Annotated in this window: 17 protein-coding genes; 9 read left to right on the plus strand and 8 right to left on the minus strand. The window is 71.2% G+C overall.

The genetic code is table 11. From position 1 onward, the window contains the following. Positions 1–51: 51 nt before the first annotated feature. Positions 52–762 carry a polysaccharide biosynthesis/export family protein gene (locus ACLF3G_RS16265; protein WP_430670443.1) on the plus strand — a complete coding sequence of 237 codons (711 nt, stop codon included), beginning with the start codon at positions 52–54 and terminating at the stop codon, positions 760–762. Here ACLF3G_RS16265 and ACLF3G_RS16270 read toward each other — a convergent pair. Genes ACLF3G_RS16270 through ACLF3G_RS16285 form a run of 4 tightly spaced genes read right to left on the minus strand, consistent with a single transcriptional unit; the run spans position 759 to position 4,855 of the window. After that, positions 759–1,700: a glycosyl hydrolase family 18 protein gene (locus ACLF3G_RS16270; RefSeq protein WP_430670444.1), complete on the minus strand. Its 942-nt coding sequence runs from the start codon at positions 1,698–1,700 to the stop codon at positions 759–761. The genes ACLF3G_RS16265 and ACLF3G_RS16270 overlap by 4 nt on opposite strands. Continuing rightward, positions 1,697–2,953 (minus strand): hypothetical protein, encoded by a 1,257-nt coding sequence (locus ACLF3G_RS16275; protein WP_430670445.1) that lies wholly within the window; start codon positions 2,951–2,953, stop codon positions 1,697–1,699. Before ACLF3G_RS16275 ends, ACLF3G_RS16270 begins: the two co-directional genes overlap by 4 nt. A 43-nt stretch (positions 2,954–2,996) precedes the next feature. Further along, the gene (locus tag ACLF3G_RS16280; RefSeq protein ID WP_430670446.1) at positions 2,997–3,782 is read right to left on the minus strand and encodes a WecB/TagA/CpsF family glycosyltransferase; all 786 of its coding nucleotides are present in this window, start codon (positions 3,780–3,782) and stop codon (positions 2,997–2,999) included. A 29-nt stretch (positions 3,783–3,811) separates the two neighbouring features. Next, positions 3,812–4,855: an exopolysaccharide biosynthesis polyprenyl glycosylphosphotransferase gene (locus ACLF3G_RS16285; RefSeq protein WP_430670447.1), complete on the minus strand. Its 1,044-nt coding sequence runs from the start codon at positions 4,853–4,855 to the stop codon at positions 3,812–3,814. Between the two features lie 345 nt (positions 4,856–5,200). Between ACLF3G_RS16285 and ACLF3G_RS16290 the strand changes: the two genes are divergently transcribed. The 6 genes from ACLF3G_RS16290 to ACLF3G_RS16315 all read left to right on the plus strand — a co-directional run bounded on the left by ACLF3G_RS16290 (position 5,201) and on the right by ACLF3G_RS16315 (position 12,148). Next, a complete protein-coding gene (locus ACLF3G_RS16290; protein WP_430670448.1) occupies positions 5,201–6,400 on the plus strand; it encodes a M20 aminoacylase family protein in 1,200 nt (399 codons plus the stop codon). Between the two features lie 126 nt (positions 6,401–6,526). Further along, positions 6,527–8,317 (plus strand): peptide ABC transporter substrate-binding protein, encoded by a 1,791-nt coding sequence (locus ACLF3G_RS16295; RefSeq protein ID WP_430670449.1) that lies wholly within the window; start codon positions 6,527–6,529, stop codon positions 8,315–8,317. A 13-nt stretch (positions 8,318–8,330) separates the two neighbouring features. After that, positions 8,331–9,290: an ABC transporter permease gene (locus tag ACLF3G_RS16300; RefSeq protein WP_430670450.1), complete on the plus strand. Its 960-nt coding sequence runs from the start codon at positions 8,331–8,333 to the stop codon at positions 9,288–9,290. Between the two features lie 25 nt (positions 9,291–9,315). Next, positions 9,316–10,188: an ABC transporter permease gene (locus ACLF3G_RS16305; RefSeq protein WP_430670451.1), complete on the plus strand. Its 873-nt coding sequence runs from the start codon at positions 9,316–9,318 to the stop codon at positions 10,186–10,188. Continuing rightward, positions 10,185–11,174, plus strand: coding sequence for an ABC transporter ATP-binding protein (locus ACLF3G_RS16310; RefSeq protein WP_430670452.1), 990 nt, complete (start codon positions 10,185–10,187; stop codon positions 11,172–11,174). Before ACLF3G_RS16305 ends, ACLF3G_RS16310 begins: the two co-directional genes overlap by 4 nt. Next, positions 11,171–12,148 carry an ABC transporter ATP-binding protein gene (locus ACLF3G_RS16315; protein ID WP_430670453.1) on the plus strand — a complete coding sequence of 326 codons (978 nt, stop codon included), beginning with the start codon at positions 11,171–11,173 and terminating at the stop codon, positions 12,146–12,148. The genes ACLF3G_RS16310 and ACLF3G_RS16315 overlap by 4 nt, the downstream gene beginning before the upstream one ends. Positions 12,149–12,204: 56 nt before the next feature. On the opposite strand, the gene modC is transcribed toward ACLF3G_RS16315, so the two are convergent. The 3 genes from modC to modA are packed head-to-tail and all read right to left on the minus strand — an operon-like array spanning position 12,205 to position 14,766. After that, on the minus strand, positions 12,205–13,296 hold the full coding sequence (gene modC, locus ACLF3G_RS16320; protein WP_430670454.1) for a molybdenum ABC transporter ATP-binding protein: 1,092 nt from the start codon (positions 13,294–13,296) through the stop codon (positions 12,205–12,207). 1 nt (position 13,297) lies between these two features. Beyond that, positions 13,298–13,996, minus strand: coding sequence for a molybdate ABC transporter permease subunit (gene modB, locus ACLF3G_RS16325; protein WP_430670455.1), 699 nt, complete (start codon positions 13,994–13,996; stop codon positions 13,298–13,300). Between the two features lie 11 nt (positions 13,997–14,007). Further along, a complete protein-coding gene (gene modA / locus ACLF3G_RS16330; protein WP_430670456.1) occupies positions 14,008–14,766 on the minus strand; it encodes a molybdate ABC transporter substrate-binding protein in 759 nt (252 codons plus the stop codon). A gap of 83 nt (positions 14,767–14,849) precedes the next feature. Here modA and ACLF3G_RS16335 point away from each other — a divergent pair, with 83 nt between their 5' ends. Next, complete coding sequence (locus ACLF3G_RS16335) at positions 14,850–15,188, plus strand: winged helix-turn-helix domain-containing protein (RefSeq protein ID WP_430670457.1); 339 nt, start codon at positions 14,850–14,852, stop codon at positions 15,186–15,188. A 4-nt stretch (positions 15,189–15,192) separates the two neighbouring features. Here ACLF3G_RS16335 and ACLF3G_RS16340 read toward each other — a convergent pair whose 3' ends face one another. After that, positions 15,193–16,377, minus strand: a complete 1,185-nt coding sequence (locus ACLF3G_RS16340) for an MFS transporter (protein WP_430670458.1) — start codon at positions 16,375–16,377, stop codon at positions 15,193–15,195. Positions 16,378–16,527: 150 nt separating this feature from the next. Here ACLF3G_RS16340 and ACLF3G_RS16345 point away from each other — a divergent pair, with 150 nt between their 5' ends. Continuing rightward, entirely contained in the window at positions 16,528–17,553 is a 1,026-nt protein-coding gene (locus ACLF3G_RS16345; RefSeq protein ID WP_430670459.1) for a YeiH family protein, read from the plus strand. Positions 17,554–17,555: the final 2 nt, after the last annotated feature.

The following is a 17,555-nucleotide window of genomic DNA, read 5'->3' on the forward strand; positions in this document are numbered from 1 at the left end:
ATGGACCGCCCTGGGGCGGCTGCTCTGATGGACTGCCCTGGGGCGGCTGCTGTGATCCGGCGCACCGCCCTTTTGGGGCTGTTGGCGCTCGCCGGGTGCAGTTCCGCGCGCATCACGCCGGTGCCGCACCGCGCGGTGGAATTCCAGCCCTGGTCGGACGCGGCGCCGGCCTATCGCTTCGCGCCCGGCGACAAGGTGCGCGTGCAGTTCCTGCGCACGCCGGAGATGAACGAGGTGGCGCTGGTGGCGCCCGATGGCGCCATCGGCCTGCGCGCCGCCGGGCGGGTGCAGGCCGCGGGGATGACGGCGGAGGAATTGCAGGCGGCCGTCGCCACCGCATCGCAGCGCGTGCTGATCGCGCCGGTGGTCACGGCGTCGCTGGAAGAAGCCAGCGGATCGCTGGTGATGGTCGGCGGGTCGGTGAACCGGCCCGGCGCCTATCCGCTGGCCGGGCGGCGCGGCGCGCTGGAACTGATCCTGCTGGCCGGCGGCTTCGACGCCGAGGCGCGGATGGAGGAGGTGGTGCTGATCCGCCGCGGCCCGGGCGACCGGCCGATGGTCCGCACCATCGACGTGCGCAACTTCGTCCAGGGCGGCGACACCACCGGCGATGTTCCGGTGCTGCCCAGCGACATCGTCTTCGTGCCGCGCAGCCGCGTTGCGGAGGCCAACCTGTGGGTCGACCAGAACCTCAACCGGATGCTGCCGTTCAGCCGCAGCTTCGGCTACGCGATCAATTCGGGGCGGGTGAACGGGTTCTAGCAGGACCCCAACCCGCGGCAGATGGCGCCGGCCATCGCCGCGACGAAGGGCGCGCCGCGGCGGTCGTGCGGGGAGGCCATCTGCAGGCTGTAGAGCATCATCCCGCCGCTCTCCCGCGCCGCGCGCCGCGCCAGGCCCTCGACCTGCGCGAGGCGCTGGCTCGGCGGCAGCGCGGAGCCCTGCACCGAGACGCCGAGCAACAGCGGGCCGGGGAAGACGGCGCGATAGGCGCCGAACGCCTCGGCGGGGTTGTAGCGAGGGCCGGCGTCGTAGCCCATGATCGACACCAGGTCGATCTCGCGCGCCGCCGATGACCGCAGCAATGCCAGCGCCATGCCGGTGTAGGGGCTGCTGGGGCGGGCGTCGCGCCACGCGCCTTCGCCATAGGCCCCGACGCTCCACAGCGCCACCGTCAGCAAGGCGGGGCGCGGCAGGGCGCGGCGGAACGACTCGATGATGGCGATGAAGCGGGCGTCGGAGGCGCAGCGGATGCGGCCGGTGGACAGGCGGCAGGCCGGGTCGGCTGGCTCGAAATCCACGTCGACGCCATCGAGGCCGAGGTCGCGCACCAGCCGCGCCACCGCCGCCACGTCGAGCGCGGGCCAGTTCGGGTAGGTGGCGCCGCCGACCGAGAGCAGCACCTTCGTCCGCGGTGACCGCAGCCGCAGCGCCGCCACGGCATCCCGCGCCACGGCGCCGGCGAAGGGGAAGCCGAGGCCGATGCGGCGCAGATCGAGGCCGCCGGCATAGGCGAGGTCCGGCCGTGCGAAGGCCAGCATCACCAGGTCCAGGCCCGAGGGAAGCAGCGCCAGCCGCGTCGCCTCCGGATCGGTGGTCGCGGCCTCCGCCCAGGTCTCGTGGTAGCCGGCGAAGCGCGGGGGCTCGGCGGTGGCGGCGGCCATTGGCACCAGCAGCAGGGCAAACAGCAGTCGGATCATGCCGGCGCGGCCCGCGCCTGGCGTTGCAGGTAAACGAAGATGGCGAGCAGCGCGCAAACCTCGCCCGGCGCCCAGATCGCCGACAGCACGGGGGAGGCCAGCAGCATGTAACGCAACCCATCCGCCAGCGCCGGCACCAGCGCGTCCCGCGGCGCGGACGGCGTGCGCAGCCCCTCCCGCAGCGCGGCGAGATAGACGGCCAGGATCAGCACCGCGCCGAGCAGCCCATATTCGAAGACGATGCCGAACCAGCCGAGGTCGGCGAGGTAGAAATTGGCGTGGTTGAAGAATTCGTGGAAGCTGATGTCGCTCGCCCGCGTCAGCGCCCCCAATCCCAGCAGCCAACCCAGTGGGTTCTGGTTCAGGAAGCCGACAGCGAGTTCCAGCGTCAGTTCGCGCACCGAAAGCGACCCGCCCAGGAAGTCGAGGCTGAGCCCACCCTCGCGCATCGCCAGGGCCCCGGCGAGCACCGTGCCGGCGACGGCGGCGCCATAGCCAAGCACCACGCGCAGCGCCAGGCGCGCCTCGCTGAACAGGATCCAGCCGAGCACGGCGACCAGGCACAGGATGACGGTGCGCTGCTTGTAGGCGACCAGCAGCAGCAGCACGCCCAGCACCACCACCACCAGCCGCAGCACCTCCGCCCGCCGCATCGCCAGCCGGGCCTGGAGGAACAGGAACAGGATACCGAAGACCAGCGGCAGCACGATGCGGTTGCCGCGCTCAATATCCCAGAGGAACAGCAGGGAGGCCGCCTCCCCCGGGACGTTGGTGCGGTAGGCGCTGTCCGGCATTACCACCCACAGCACGGCCAGCAGCAGGAAGCTGGCTCCGCCGAGCAGGGTGAAGGCGCGCGCCAGATCCTCCGGCCGAGGCCGCAGCCAGCCAAGCAGCCAAAGGATGGAGAAATAGTAGGTGAAGGGCAGCACCTTCAGCGTGGCGGTGATGGCGGAAGGGTAGCCCTGGTCGAAGTAGATCATGCCGAACAGCGGCGCGACCAGCACGGTGTAGGCCAGCACGGCCACCAGCAGCCCTGCGTAGCGCGGCCGCTGCAACAGCCCGAGCAGCGCGATCGGCAGGGTCAGCAGCGGCCATGCCTTGGACAGGACATACAGCGGGTAGATGTCCGTGACGTAGTGGAAGCTCTGCAGGTACAGCGGCAGCAGCAGCAGCAGAACGGCCAGCGTGCCGGTCCGGCTGGCCTCGGCCGGACGCGGCGCGGCGCGGGCGCCGGCGGTGCCGAAGCTGATCACCGCACCGCGCCGGCCGCGTGGCGCGGGCGTGACATGGCTCCGCTCATCGGCGCCACGCCCGCCGCGCGATTTCGGGCGCCGCCAGCGCCAGCAGCGGCAGCGATTCCACGAAGACGCGGCGCCACATGCGGCGGGGCTCCTGCACCAGGCGGTGCAGCCATTCCAGCCCGGCACGGCGCATCCAGGCGGGCGCGCGGCGCCGGGCGCCGGTGATGAAATGCAGCGAGCTGCCGATGCACAGGCCGATGCCGGTGGCGCCGCCACGTGCCGCGATGGCGGCGGCGAGCCGTTCGCTCTGCGGTGATCCGGTCGCGAGGAAGGTGAAGCGCGCCGGGTGGAGCAGTGCGAAGTCGAGGCAGGCCTGCATCGCCGCGGGGTTCGCGGCCAGGCCCATGGGCGGGTTGTGGTGCGCGATACCGAGGCGTGGGACATGCGCGCGCAGGCGTTCGATCACCTCCGGCTCGCAGCCGATGACGGTGATGCGATCGCCCGGTTGCAGCACGCGGGCGAACAGCGCCGCCGTCAGGTCGCTGCCGGCACACAGCGGCAGCTCCTGTCCGGCCAGCGCCGCGAGGCGCCGCACCACCTGGCTGTCGCAGGTGCAGAGCCAGGAGTCGCGATGGTAGATCGGCGCCCATTCGGCTGGCGCGCGGTTCAGCAGCACCACGTGCTGCGCGTTCGGCGTGACGATGAAGGCGAAGGGCGCTGCCGGTTCGCGGGCAGCCGCCAGGGCGAGCGCATCCTCCAGCCCCACCGGGGTGAAGTCCACGCCGAAGACGCGGCGGCGAGGTGGTGCTGCGGTGGCGGGGATGGTGGCTGTCGCCAGCATGGGGAACCCTGCGATGGCCGGCGGGCGGCTCAGACGGCGTCGCGGCCCGACAGCAGCATGCCGATGGTCCGCCAGATGATGAGCAGGTCCAGGCGGATCGACCAGTTCTGGATATACTCGAGGTCCATGGACACCGCCCAGGCCGCCTTGTCCAGCGTGCGGATTCCACCGCGGGAGCCGTTGACCTGCGCCCAGCCCGTCATGCCGGGCTTCACCTTGTGGCGCTCGATGTACTGCGTCACGGCTTCCGCATAGCGGCGGTCGCCCACCCGCATGTTCACCGCCTGCGGCCGTGGGCCGACCAGGGACATGTCGCCCTTCAGCACGTTCAGCAGTTGCGGCAACTCGTCCAGGCTGAAGCGGCGCAGCACGCGGCCGGTGCGGGTGACGCGCGGGTCGTCCGGCAGGGTACCGCCGACGCCTTCCTGGTCCGGCGCATCGTTCGTCATCGTGCGGAACTTCAGCACGTCGAAGACCCGGTTGTTGAAGCCGATGCGCTGCTGGCGGAACAGCACGCCGCCCGGGCTGTCCAGCACGATGGCCAGGGCGATCAACGCCAGGAAGGGCGCGCCGAGGGTGAGGATCACCATCGCCAGGGTGATGTCGATGGCGCGCTTGGCCGCCTTGCCGAAGCCGGACATCGGCCGTTCGACCAGGCGGGACAGATGCGCGCCGGCCAGCCAGATCGCATCGCCGGACCCACGAAGGGGCTGGACCTCCGGCTCGAAGGCCGCCTCGTTCAGGATGACGATATCGACCGGCAGCGACCGCAGCCGCGCCGTCAGCTCGCTGATCCGGCCGGTGGCGCTGGAGGGCAGCGCCAGGATGATGTGGTCCAGCGGGTTTTCCCGCGCATAGGCGATCAGGTCGTCGACCCGGCCGCTGATGGTGAACTGCGCATCGTTCTCCCGCCGCCCGCTGCGATCGTCGAAGATGCCGAGCAGTTCCACCGGGCGCCGGGACTCGAACACCAGCTTCTGCGCCAGGCGGTCCGCCAGGTGGTTGGCGCAGACGATGGCCACGCGCTGCGGCACGGCGACGGATCGCCGGAGCGTGTTCCAGGCCGCGTCCATCCTGCGCAACATCGAGAACGCCTCTGCAGGAAAGGGATGGCCGTTGGGGTTGGCCTGCTGCACTCGCATGGAGATTGATGACCGATCCGGCACCCGGCGGGATCCCGGACACCATGACACCGCCAGAATATTGCGGCGGCATGCGTGTACGCTTGAGGTAAGAGACTGTCAATAATTTATGTTATAGTTGATTTTAAAGACACCCGAGACATTTCTGGACGATGCGGCTGGGTCTGCCGGGCGGTGCGACGCAGCCGGTGCCCCACGCGCCAAGGCTCGCCAGCCTGATCGTCCCGGGCCACTCTGGCGCAGGACAGCAAGGGACCAAGCGCCAAGACCCAGGACGTGATCGCCGCCGTGCAGGCCTGGCAGCCGGAGCTCGCCGCCATCCGGCAGGACATCCACGCCCATCCCGAGATGGGGATGGAAGAACACCGCACCGCCGCGCTGGTCGCCACCCGGCTGCGCGACTGGGGCGTGGAGGTGGCGGAGGGCGTGGGCCGGCTCGGCGTCGTCGGCACCATCCGCGGCACCCGCCCCGGCCAGCGTGTGATCGGCCTGCGGGCGGATATGGACGCGTTGCAGATCCCGGAAGCGACCGGAGTGCCCTATGCCTCCACCAATCCGGGCGTGATGCATGCCTGCGGGCATGACGGCCACACCACCATGCTGCTCGGCGCCGCGAAGTATCTGGCGGAAAACCGGGATTTCGCCGGCACCGTCCACCTGATCTTCCAGCCGGCCGAGGAAGGCCGCGGCGGCGCCCGGGCGATGCTGGCGGATGGGCTGTTCGAGCGGTTTCCCTGCGATGCCGTCTACGGCCTGCACAACAAGCCGACGCTCGCCGCTGGACGCTTCGCGACGCGCAAGGGCCCGGCGCTGGCGGCGACCGACAGCTTCGCCGTCACCTTCCGCGGCACCGGGGGACATGGCGGGTCGACGCCGCACCTCGCCACCGACATCACCATCGTGCAGGCGCATTTCGTCTTGGCCCTGCAGACCATCGTCGGCCGCAACGTGCCGGCGGTGGAGGCGGCCGTGCTCAGCGTCGGCTCGATCCAGGGCGGATCGCCGGTCTCGCCCAACGTCATGCCGGCCGAACTCACCGTCACCGGCACGTCCCGCAGCTATGCGCCCCGGGTGCGGGACCTGGTGGAGCGACGGATCGGCGAGCTGGCCACCGGCCTCGCCGCGGCGCATGGCTGCACGGCGGAGGTGACCTACCGCCGCGGCGTGCCGGCACTGGTCAACCACGCCGAGCAGACCGACCTGGCGGTGGCGGCGGCCGCCAGGCTGGTCGGCGGCGACGCGGTGGATGCGCAGTTCCCGCCGGTGACGGGCGGCGAGGATTTCGCCCTGATGCTGGAGGCGCGGCCGGGCGCCTTCATGTTCATCGGCGGCGGCAGCGGCCCGGACGGCACATCCCCCAACCTGCACACCCCACATTTCGACTTCAACGACGCGATCATCCCGATGGGCGTCGCCTACTGGGTCAGCGTGGTGGACCAGGAGCTGGGCGCGCAGCGGCCGGCTGCCGGGCGCTGAAGAAAAGGGGGTGCGGCATCCCGCCGCAATGCGCTAGCGTCAACGCCACAGGGGTTCGCGGGCAGCCGGGCGGTCGCAACAGACCCGGTGCCAGGTGGGCAGTTCGGCTTACGGGAGAGTTTCGGGATGAATGAAGACAACCTGCGCCAGTTGATCGGGCGCGTGCAGCGCGGCAGCCTCTCGCGCCGCGGCTTCGTGAAGCGCATGGCGGCGGTGGGGCTGACGGCGCCGATGGCGACGCAGCTTCTGGCGATGGCCGGTGCCGCGCCGGCCGCCGCGCAGACGGTCACGCCCTATCCCGCGCGGCGCGGCGGTGGCGCGCTGAAGGTGCTGTACTGGCAGGGTGCGACGCTGCTGAATCCGCATTTCGCGGTCGGCACCAAGGACCAGGACGGCAGCCGCGTCTTCTACGAGCCGCTCGCCGGCTGGGCGCAGGACGGCACGCTGGAGCCGGTCCTGGCCGCCGAGATTCCGTCCCGCGAGAATGGCGGCCTGGCCGAGGATGGCCGCTCCGTTACCTGGAAGCTGAAGCGTGGCGTGAAGTGGCATGACGGCCAGGATTTCTCGGCCGACGACGTCGTCTTCAACTGGGAATACGCCAAGGACCCGGCCACCGCCTCCGTCACCACCGGCAGCTACCGCGACGTCAACGTGGTGAAGGTGGACGACCACACGGTGCGGGTGGAATTCACGCGGCCGACGCCATTCTGGGCGGACGCCTTCGTCGGCTCGCGCGGGATGATGATCCCGAAGCACCTGTTCAAGGACTACACCGGCGCCAAGTCCCGCGACGCCCCGGCCAACCTGCGCCCGGTCGGCACCAGCGGCTACAAGTTCACGGATTTCCAGCCGGGCGACATGGTGCGCGGCGAGGCGAACCCGAACTACCACATGCCGAACCGGCCGTTCTTCGACACGCTGGAGGTGAAGGGCGGCGGCGATGCGGTGTCCGCCGCGCGCGCCGTGATGCAGACCGGCGAATTCGACTACGCCTGGAACATGCAGGTGGAGGATGAGATCCTCAAGCGATTGGAAGCCAACGGCCGCGGCAAGGTGAACATCGTGCCCGGCGGCGGCATCGAGTTCATCCAGCTCCACACCCGCGATCCCTGGACCGAGGTGGAGGGGGAGCGCGCGCATATCAGCACCACCCACCCGACGCTGTCCGACCCGGCGGTGCGGCAGGCCATTGCCCTGCTGTGCGACCGCAATGCGCTGGAGCAGTTCATCTATGGTCGTGGCGGCCCCGCCACCGCCAACTTCCTGAACAACCCGCCGCGCTTCCGGTCGGAGAACATGAAGTTCGAGTTCTCCATCGCCAAGGCGAACGAGATCCTGGACGCCGCCGGCTGGGTCCGCGCGCGCGACGGCATCCGCGCCAAGGACGGCAAGCGCCTGAAGTTCGTCTACCAGACCTCGATCAACACGCCGCGCCAACGCACCCAGGCCGTCATCAAGCAGGCGGCGCAGCGGGCCGGCATCGACATCGAGGTGAAGGCCGTCACGGCTTCGGTCTTCTTCTCCTCGGATGTCGCGAACCCGGACACCTACACGAAGTTCTGGACCGACATCCAGATGTACACCACGACGATGCCGCAGGCCGACCCGCAGCTTTTCATGAACCAGTACGTGTCGTGGGAGATGTCGACCAAGGCGAATTCCTGGCAGGGCCGCAACATCGTTCGCTGGAAGAACGACGAATACGATGCCGCCTACCGCGCCGCGGAAGGCGAGCTGGACCCTGTGAAGCGGGCCGCGCTGTTCATCCGCATGAACGACCTGATCGTGGGCTCCAACCACGTCATCCCGCTGGTCGGCCGGCCCACCGTCTCCGCCAGCCTGAACACGCTGCACCACAAGCTGAGCGCATGGGATCTGACCTTCGGCTTCCTGCACGACTGGCACCGCGCCGCCTGATCGTCGCACGGACGTGACGAACTACGTCGTTCGGCGCCTGCTGATCGCGATCCCGAGCCTGCTCGGGATCAGCCTCATCCTGTTCACCGTGCTCGCGCTCGCGCCCGGTGACCCGTTCGAGGAGCTGGCGAGCAATCCGGCCATCCCGCCCGACGTGCGGGCGGCGCTGCGGGCCAGCCTGGGGATGGATGACCCGGTCTGGACCCGCTACTTCAGCTGGCTGACGGCCATGCTGCGCGGCGACTGGGGCTTTTCCTTCGTCAGCCGCGTGAATGTCGACCAGCTGATCTTGGCGCGGCTGCCGACCACGCTGGCCATCATCGGCCTGTCGCAGCTGCTGGCGCTGGCGATCGCGCTTCCGGTCGGCGTGATGGCGGCGACGCGGCCCTATTCGGTATTCGACCAGGTGGCCAACACGCTGGCCTTCATCGGCTTCTCGCTGCCCACCTTCTTCTCCGGCCTGCTGCTGATCCTGCTGTTCTCCATCACGCTGGACTGGCTGCCCTTCGTCTATCGCGCCGACCTCAGTTCCACCGGCTTCACCTGGCTGTGGGAGCAGGCGCGGCAATCCATCATGCCCATCGCGGTGCTCGGCCTGTTCCAGGGCGCCGCCTGGACGCGCTTCGTGCGGTCCGCCGTGCTCGACGTGGTACGGCTCGACCACGTCACCACGGCGCGCGCCAAGGGCCTGCCGGAGGGGCGCATCACCACCCGCCACGTGGTGCGCAACGCACTGATCCCGGTGGTGACGCTGGTGGCGTTGCAGATGCCCACCGTGTTCGGCGGCGCCATCGTGACGGAGCAGATCTTCCGCATCCCCGGCATCGGGTCGCTGCTGATCAGCGCCATCCTGGCGAACGACACGCCGGTGATCATGGCGGTGACCTTCGTGTTTGCCTGCCTCGTCATCTTCTTCAACCTGTTGGCGGATGTGATCTATGGCTGGCTCGACCCTCGCATCAGCTACAGCTAGCGCACCCGCCGCCCCGCGGCCGCGGGTGACACCGGGCGGCGAGGCGTGGCGGCGCTTCCGCAAGCACAAGCTGGCTGTGGTGAGCCTTGCCGTGCTGAGCCTGCTGGTGCTGTCGCTGGTGTTCGGGCCGATGGTCTGGACACTGCCGATCGACGAGATCGATTTCACCGCGCGCCTGCAGGGGCCTTCCTGGGAGCACCCGTTCGGCACGGATGATCTGGGGCAGGACATCCTGGCGCGCGTGCTGCATGGCGGGCGCATCTCGCTGGCGGTTGGCGTCGCCGCCATGCTGGTCGCGGTGTTCGTCGGCGTGCTGGTCGGCGCCATCGCCGGCATGTCCCGTGGCCGCGTCGATGCCGCGCTGATGTGGCTGACGGACCTGTTCCTGTCGCTGCCCGAACTGCCGCTGCTGCTGCTGATCATCTACCTGTTCCGCGACGGGCTGGCCGCCATCGTGGGACCCGAGACCGGCGTCTTCATCATGATCGTCGTCGTCATCGGCGGCTTCCGCTGGATGCCGGTGGCGCGCCTGGTGCGGGCGCAGTTCTTCTCGCTGCGGGAGAAGGAATTCGTCGAGGCCGCGCGGGCGCTCGGCGCCTCCCGCCCCCGCCTGGTCGTGCGGCACATCCTGCCGAATGCATTGGGGCCGGTGATCGTGGCGGCCACCATCGACGTGGCGGCGGCGATCATCGCGGAAAGCACGCTGTCCTTCCTCGGCCTCGGCTTCCCGCCGGATATCCCGACCTGGGGACGGCTGCTGTTCGACGCCAAGGACAATCTCGATTTCGCGCCGCATTGGGCGCTGTTCCCGGGGCTCGCCATCTTCCTTACCGTCCTGACCATCAACTTCATCGGCGACGGGCTGCGCGACGCGCTCGACCCGAGGCGCATCACGTGAGTGGAAGGCTGCTCGAGGTCGAAGGCCTCAAGGTTCATTTCAAGACGGATGACGGCATCGTCCGCGCCGTCGATGGCGTCGACCTTGCCGTGGATCGAGGCGAGACGCTGTGCGTCGTCGGCGAATCCGGCTGCGGCAAGACCGTCACCGCCATGACCATCCTGAAGCTGGTGGCGATGCCGCCCGGGCGCATCGCGGCGGGGCAGATCCGCTTCCAGGGCCGCGACCTGGTGCCGCTGCCGCCGTCAGAGATGCAGAAGATCCGCTCGAAGGAGATCGGGTTCGTCTTCCAGGAACCGATGACCTCGCTGAACCCGGTCTATACCGTCGGGCACCAGATTGCGGAGACGGTGCGCCAGCACGAGGGCATCTCCCGCCGCGCCGCGATGGATCGGGCGGCGGAGATGCTGCGGCTGGTCAACATCCCGAACCCGCAGCGCCGCGTGAACGACTACCCGCACCAGTTCTCCGGCGGCATGCGCCAGCGCGTGATGATCGCCATGGCGCTGTCCTGCAACCCGAAGCTGCTGATCGCGGACGAACCCACCACGGCACTCGACGTGACGATCCAGGCGCAGATCCTGGACCTTTTGAACGAGATGAAGCAGCGCCTCGGCATGGCGGTGCTGCTCATCACCCACGCGATGGGCGTGGTGGCGGAAACCGCGCAGCGTGTCGTCGTGATGTATGCCGGCAAGGTGGTCGAGGAAGCGACGGTGGAGGAGTTGTTCGCCAACCCGCGCCACCCCTACACCCAGGGCCTGATCCGCTCGATCCCGCGCATCGACCTGGCGGCGACCACGCATCGGCGGCTGGAGGCGATTCCGGGCACCGTGCCGTCCCTGCTCAACCCACCGGTCGGCTGCCGCTTCGCCGCGCGCTGCCGCCACGCCATTCCGGACTGCACCGCGGCGGAACCGGCGCTCCGCGAAGTGGCGCCAGGCCACAAGGCCGCCTGCATTCTGACACCGGAGCCGGTCGCATGAGCACGGAACCGCTGCTCAGCGTGCAGAACCTTGAGAAGCGCTTCGCCGTGAAGGGCGGGCTGCTGCGCCGCACGATCGAGGAGGTGCACGCCGTCTCCGGCGTCAGCTTCGACATCGCGCAGGGCGAGACCCTCGGGCTGGTCGGTGAATCCGGCTGCGGCAAATCCACCACCGGCCGGCTGATCCTGCGGCTGATCGAGCCCAGCGGCGGCACCGTCCACTTCGAGGGTCGCGACGTCACGGCGCTGGACCGCAACCAGCTCGGTACGCTGCGGCGCGACATGCAGATCATCTTCCAGGATCCCTTCGCGAGCCTGAACCCGCGCATGACGGTGGGTGCGATCATCGGCGAGGCGCTGGTGATCCACAAGCTCGGCAGGACGCGGCAGGAACGCGAGGACCGGGTGGTGGAGCTGCTGGAGACGGTGGGCCTCAACGCCGACCAGATGCGGCGCTTCCCGCACGAATTCTCGGGCGGGCAGCGCCAGCGCATCGGCATTGCCCGCGCGCTGGCGGTCTCCCCCAAGCTCGTCGTCTGCGACGAGCCGGTCTCCGCGCTGGATGTGTCGATCCAGGCGCAGGTGGTGAACCTGCTGGAGGACCTGCAGCAGAAATTCGGCCTGACCTACCTGTTCATCGCGCATGACCTGTCCGTGGTGGAACACACCAGCGACCGGGTGGCGGTGATGTATCTCGGCCGGATCGTCGAGATCGCGACGGCGCGCGACCTCTACACCAACCCGCTGCACCCCTACACGGAAGCACTGCTGTCCGCCGTGCCGATCCCGGACCCGACGGTGAAGCGCCAGCGCATCATGCTGAAGGGCGATGTGCCGAGCCCGCTGAACCCGCCGAGCGGCTGCCACTTCCACACCCGCTGCCCGATCGCCAGGCCGGGGGCATGCCAGGAAGTGGTGCCGGAACTGCGGGAGGTGGCGCCGGGGCATCGGGTGGCGTGCCACTGGCGTGGTTAGAGCATTTTCAAGTCAGGCCTCTACGCCTGACCGCTCGGGAAATGCGCCAGATCGCCCTAGCGGCCGCCCAGGTGGTCGAAGGTCACCGCCTTCAGCAGCGCCCATACCGACATCCCCGGCACCAGCCCGAGCCGTGAGACGCTGTCCTGCGTAACCCTCGCCAGCACGATGCTGGGGCCGATGGACAGGCGCAGGAAGCGTTCCTGCGGGCCGCTGCCGGCGCTGATTTCCCCGAGCGTCGCGGGCAGGACGTTGCGCGTGGACAGGCCGCGGGGTTCCTCGGTCGCCACCGCCACGTCGCGCGCGCGGATGCGGATGCGCAGCGTGGTGCCGATGGGCTCGGGCCGGGATGTCGCCACCAGCGTGCCGCCGGCGAAGTCCAGGCGGGTCAGGCCGCCGTCCGCGTCATGCGCCGCCACGGTGCAGGACAGCAGCACGCCGGCATCGCGCCGCGCCGCCAGCGGCAGGTCGGTGCGGGCCGACAGCGCCTCCACCGCGCCCTCGGCCAGCACGCGCCCGTCGCGCAGCAGCACCAGGCGGTCGGCGAGCGCGTCCACCTCCTCCAGCGCATGGGTCACATACAGGATGGGCAGGCGCGTCGCGTCGCGCAGGCGGGCGAGGAAGGGCAGCACCTCCGCGCGTCGTGCCGCATCCAGCGCGGCCAGCGGCTCGTCCATCAGCAGCAGGCGCGGCCGCGTGAGCAGGGCGCGGCCGAGGGCGACGCGCTGGCGTTCCCCGCCCGAAAGCCCGGCCGGGCGGCGCGGCAGCAGGGGCGCGATGCCGAGCAGGTCTACCACCTCCTCGAAGCCCGGCCCTTCGGCGCCGGCGGGGGCGCGGCGCAGGCCGTAGCGCAGGTTGGTCTCGACGCTGAGATGCGGGAACAGCCGCGCATCCTGGAACACAACGCCGCAGCGCCGGCGTTCCGGCGGCAGGTCGATGTTTCCCGAACTGTCCAGCAATACGGCATCGTCCAGCTTGACGTGTCCCCAATCCGGCCGCAGCAGCCCGGCGACCGCGGCCAGGATGGTGGATTTGCCGCAGCCGGAGGGGCCGAACAGCGCGGTGACGCCGGCCTCCGGCACCTGGAACGCCGCATCCAGCGCGAAGCCATTTCGCCCGAGGCGGTGCCGCAGCGCGACATCCAGCATCTCAGGCGCGGCCGAGCAGCAGGTGCATGCGCCGCGCGATGAACTCGGCCAGCAGCAGCAGGACCACGGCCAGTGCGAGGGAGATGCCGGCCAGCCGCGCGGCCAGTGCTTCCCCGCCCGGGGTCTGCGTCGCGGTGTAGATCGCCAGCGGCAGGGTCTGCGTCTCGCCGGGGATGTTGGAGGCGAAGGTGATCACGGCGCCGAACTCGCCGAGGCCCGCGGCGAAGGCGGTGACGGCGCCGGCCAGGATGCCGGGCGTCATCAGCGGCAGGGTGATGGTCGCGAAGCGGTCCCAGCGCCCGGCACCGAGGGTGCGGGCGGCGGCCTCCAGGCCCGGGTCGATATTCTCCAGCCCCAGGCGGACCGCGCGGACGATCAGTGGGAAGGACATCACGGCGGTGGCCAGCGCGGCGCCCTCGGTCGTGAAGACCAGCCGGATGCCGAACCACTCGTGCAGCGGCGCGCCGATCGGGCCGCGCAGGCCGAACAGCATCAGCAGCGCCCAGCCGACAACCACCGGCGGTACCACCAGCGGCAGGTGCACCAGCGCATCCAGCAGGAAGCGTCCCGGCGGAAACCGACGGAAGCGGCCGCGCGACAGCAGCACTGCGACGGCCACGGCCGGCACAAGGCCCACCAGGACGGAACGCGAGGCGACCTCCAGGCTCAGCCGCACGGCCTGCCAGGCTTCGGCATCCATGCCCCTTGGCCTCAGCGCGCCAGGGCGAAGCCGAAGCGCTGCCAGGTGGCGGCCGCCTCCGGCCCGGCGAGGAAGGCGAGCAGCGTGGTGGCCTCGGCACCGGCACGGCGGGTCAGGGCGAAGGGGTAGGTGATGGGCGGGTGGCTCTCGGCCGGAAAGCTGCCGAGCACGGTGACGCCAGTGGAAGCGGCGGCGTCTGTCGCATAGACGATGCCGAGCGGCGCCTCCCCGCGTTCCACCAGCAGCAGGGCGGAGCGCACGTTGTCGGCGCGGGCCAGGCGCGGAGAAACCGCCTGCCACTGGCCCATCCATTCCAGCGCCGCCCGGGCGTAGCGGCCGGCCGGGACATGCGCCGGGTCGCCGGTGGCGATGCGGCCGCCAGCGGCCAGCGCCAGCAGGTCCGTGTTGCGCGCCGGGGTCACGGGCGGACGGGCTGGCGTGGTGGGGGCGACCAGCACCAGCGCATTGCCGACCGGGCTGACGCGGCTTTCCGGCCGGATCAGGTCGCGGGCCTGGAGGTAGTCCATCCAGGGCTCGTCGGCGGACAGGAACAGGTCGGCGCCCGCCCCCTGCTCGATCTGGCGCGCAAGGGCGGAGGAGGCGGCGAAGGACAGGCGCGGCGGCGAATGGCCCTCCGCCGCCCAGTCCCGCGCCAGGGCGCGCAGCGCATCCGTCAGGCTGGCGGCGGCGAAGACGGTGACCGGTTGCTGCGCGACGGCGCCACCGCCCAGCAGCAGGGCCGGCGCGGCGAGGATCAGGCGGCGATGCATGGGCGGACCCGGGCGTTATCTGTCGCCAACGATATCGTCCGTAGCGGATAGATCAAGCCGCGCATCCGTGGTTCCCTGCCGCCATGTCCGCCGACCTTCGCATCCGCCTGCTGCTGGCCGAGGGCCTGCCCTTCGGCCCCGGCAAGGCCGACCTGCTGGAGGCGATCCGCGACACCGGCTCCATCGCCGCCGCCGGCCGCCAGCTCGGCATGTCCTACCAGCGCGCCTGGGACCTGGTGACGGCGATGAACGGGCATTTCCGGGAGCCGGTGGTGACGCCCGCCAAGGGCGGCCCGCGCGGCGGCGGCAGCGCCCTGACACCCTTTGGCGCCGAGGTCCTGGCCGCCTACCGGGAGGCGGCGGCGGCGGCGGAGGCGGCCTGCGCCGGGAAGCTCGCCTGGCTGCGCAGCCACCTCGCCTGACGCGTCAGCGCAGCCAGGCCAGCGGCGCCAGCGCGAAGCCGCCCAGGATCAGTAGCCCCCAGGTCGCGCCGCCGCCGCCAGCCAGCGCGGCGCCGAACAGTGCCGGGCCGAGACAGGCGCCGCCATAGATCATCGTCATGGTGCCGGAGGTCGCGGCCGCCACCTGCCCGGCCGGCGCCATCCGCGCCGCCTCGGCCAAACAGATGCCGTTCCAGCCGAAGGCGGCGAAGCCGAACACGCCCGCCACCATGTGCACCGCCAGCGCCGGCGTGCCGGGCCCGAGCGCGAGGCCCGACAGGCAGGCCGCCGCCATCGCCACGCCCAACCCGGCCAGCACCCGCGCCGGCGCCACCCGGTCCGCCACCCAGCCCAGCGCCAGCCGGGCGGCGATGCTGACCAGCAGGCCGGTGGTCAGCACCACGCCGGCGGCGGCGATGGTCCAGCCGGCGACGCCGACCAGCACGGTCACCAGGAAGGCGGAGAAGCTGAACTGCACGCAGGCGAAGCACAGCCCGGTGGCCCCGAGTCGCAGCGGCGCGCCGCCCTCGGCCAGCGCCGTGAGCGGCGCCCACAAGGCGAGACGCGGCCCGGAGGCGGCGCCAGCGCCGGCATCCAGCCGCCGCCGCCAGGCCTGGATCACCAGTGCGGCCACGGCCAGCAGCAGCCCGAGGCCGGCGACACTCGCCTGCCAGCCGAAGGCCGCCGCCAGCACCGGCACCAGCACCCCGGCCGCGGCGCCGCCGATCGGCACCGCCACCTGCTTGATGGAGAAGACCCGGTTGCGCAGCCGCGCCGGCGCCAGCCTTGCCAACAGGGCGGAACTCGCCGGATTGGCCGGCCCGTAGGCGAGGCCGATCATCACCGCGCCGGGCAGCAAGGCCGCCGCCTGGCCGGAGGCGATCGCCAGCAGCCCCGATCCCGCGAAGGCCAGCATCGCCTGGTGCACCCGCACCGGCCCGAAACGGGCAACCAGCGGCGGCGTCACCAGGGTGGAAATGGCACCGGCGCCGAACAGCGCGGCCGCGTACCAGCCCAGCGCGGATTGCGGCAGCCCCATCGCCGGCAGCACCAGCGCGCCGATCACCGGCAGCACCAGGGAGGCCAGCACCACCAGCGCCTGTGCGCCGAGGGTGACCCCGACGGCGGCGGGCAGCAGGGTGGCGGGATCTGGCCTTGAATGTTGCGTCATCGCCACTCCGGAGCGTCCTGGCATGCCGGGAATGCGGGTCCGAGTCCACCGCCGCCGGGTTGGTCGGGGGTGGGGCCAGGCCTATACCGCCCGCCTTGCATCCCTTCCTGGCTCCGACGCCGGTCCTGGGTTGCCCTTCGGAGGATTCTCGTGGACGGCCATGCATCGCCTCGGCCGGGACCCGCTTCGCGTCTCGACTCCCTGCGCCCGAAGCTGCCAGGCCTGGCACTGTGCCTCGGCATCGCCGTCGCCGCCGTCTGGCTGCGCCGTGCCTCCGGCATCGCCGCGTTGAACCCGGTGGTGCTGGCGCTGCTGGCGGGGCTTGCGATCCGAGCGGCCTGGGGCCGGCAGACATTGCTCGACCCAGGCCTGTCCTCCGCCATCCGGCCGATGCTGCGCTTCGCCATCGTGCTGCTCGGCCTGCAGGTGACGCTGGCGGAGGTGCTGGCGCTCGGCCCGGGGGCGCTGGCGCTGGCGGTCACCGTGGTCGCGGTGACGGTGCCGGCGGCGGTGTGGCTCGGCGCGCGGATGGGGGTGCAGCCGGGGCTGGCGATGCTGCTTGGCATGGGCACCGGCATCTGCGGCGCCTCCGCCATCGTCGCCGCCAACCAGGTGGTGCGCGCGAAGGACGAGGACGTGACCTACGCGCTGGCCGTCATCACGTTGTGCGGATCGGTCGGGCTGGTGCTGCTGCCGGTGCTGGCGGCGCCGCTGGGCCTGACCGCGCCGCAATACGGCATCTGGGCCGGCGCCGCGCTGCATGAGGTGGTGCAGGCCGTGGGCGCCGCCGCGGCGGGCGGGCCGGAGGCGGCGCAGGCCGGCACCGTGACCAAGCTGGCGCGCGTGATGCTGCTGGCGCCGGCCATCATGGCGCTGGGCTGGTGGGTGGCACGCGGCGCGGCGGCGCAGGGCACCGCCACCAAGGTGCAGGTGCCGTGGTTCGCCTTCGGCTTCCTCGGCATGGTCGGCCTGGCCTCCACCGGGCTGGTCCCGGCGCTGGCCACCGATGCGTCGCGCTGGCTGGTGCCGCTGCTCATGGCGGCGAGCGTGGCGGCACTGGGCCTGGCGACAGACCTGCGGGCGCTGGGCCGGCGCGGGCTGCGGCCGCTCGGCCTCGGCATCGTGCTGTCGCTGCTGATCGCGGCGGTGGCGTTGGCCGGCGTCAGCCTGCTTTGACC

It is taken from the genome of Falsiroseomonas sp. HC035 (assembly GCF_050563525.1).
Taxonomy (GTDB): Bacteria; Pseudomonadota; Alphaproteobacteria; order Acetobacterales; family Acetobacteraceae; genus Falsiroseomonas.

Bases quoted from the DNA above. Each gene is read 5' to 3' on its own strand.
- ACLF3G_RS16295 (WP_430670449.1), top strand. From the start codon at position 6,527: ATGAATGAAGACAACCTGCGCCAGTTGATCGGGCGCGTGCAGCGCGGC.
- ACLF3G_RS16340 (WP_430670458.1), bottom strand. From the start codon at position 16,377: ATGACGCAACATTCAAGGCCAGATCCCGCCACCCTGCTGCCCGCCGCC.
- modB (WP_430670455.1), bottom strand. From the start codon at position 13,996: ATGGATGCCGAAGCCTGGCAGGCCGTGCGGCTGAGCCTGGAGGTCGCC.
- ACLF3G_RS16270 (WP_430670444.1), bottom strand. From the start codon at position 1,700: ATGATCCGACTGCTGTTTGCCCTGCTGCTGGTGCCAATGGCCGCCGCC.
- ACLF3G_RS16335 (WP_430670457.1), top strand. From the start codon at position 14,850: ATGTCCGCCGACCTTCGCATCCGCCTGCTGCTGGCCGAGGGCCTGCCC.
- modC (WP_430670454.1), bottom strand. From the start codon at position 13,296: ATGCTGGATGTCGCGCTGCGGCACCGCCTCGGGCGAAATGGCTTCGCG.
- modA (WP_430670456.1), bottom strand. From the start codon at position 14,766: ATGCATCGCCGCCTGATCCTCGCCGCGCCGGCCCTGCTGCTGGGCGGT.
- ACLF3G_RS16280 (WP_430670446.1), bottom strand. From the start codon at position 3,782: ATGCTGGCGACAGCCACCATCCCCGCCACCGCAGCACCACCTCGCCGC.
- ACLF3G_RS16315 (WP_430670453.1), top strand. From the start codon at position 11,171: ATGAGCACGGAACCGCTGCTCAGCGTGCAGAACCTTGAGAAGCGCTTC.
- ACLF3G_RS16285 (WP_430670447.1), bottom strand. From the start codon at position 4,855: ATGGACGCGGCCTGGAACACGCTCCGGCGATCCGTCGCCGTGCCGCAG.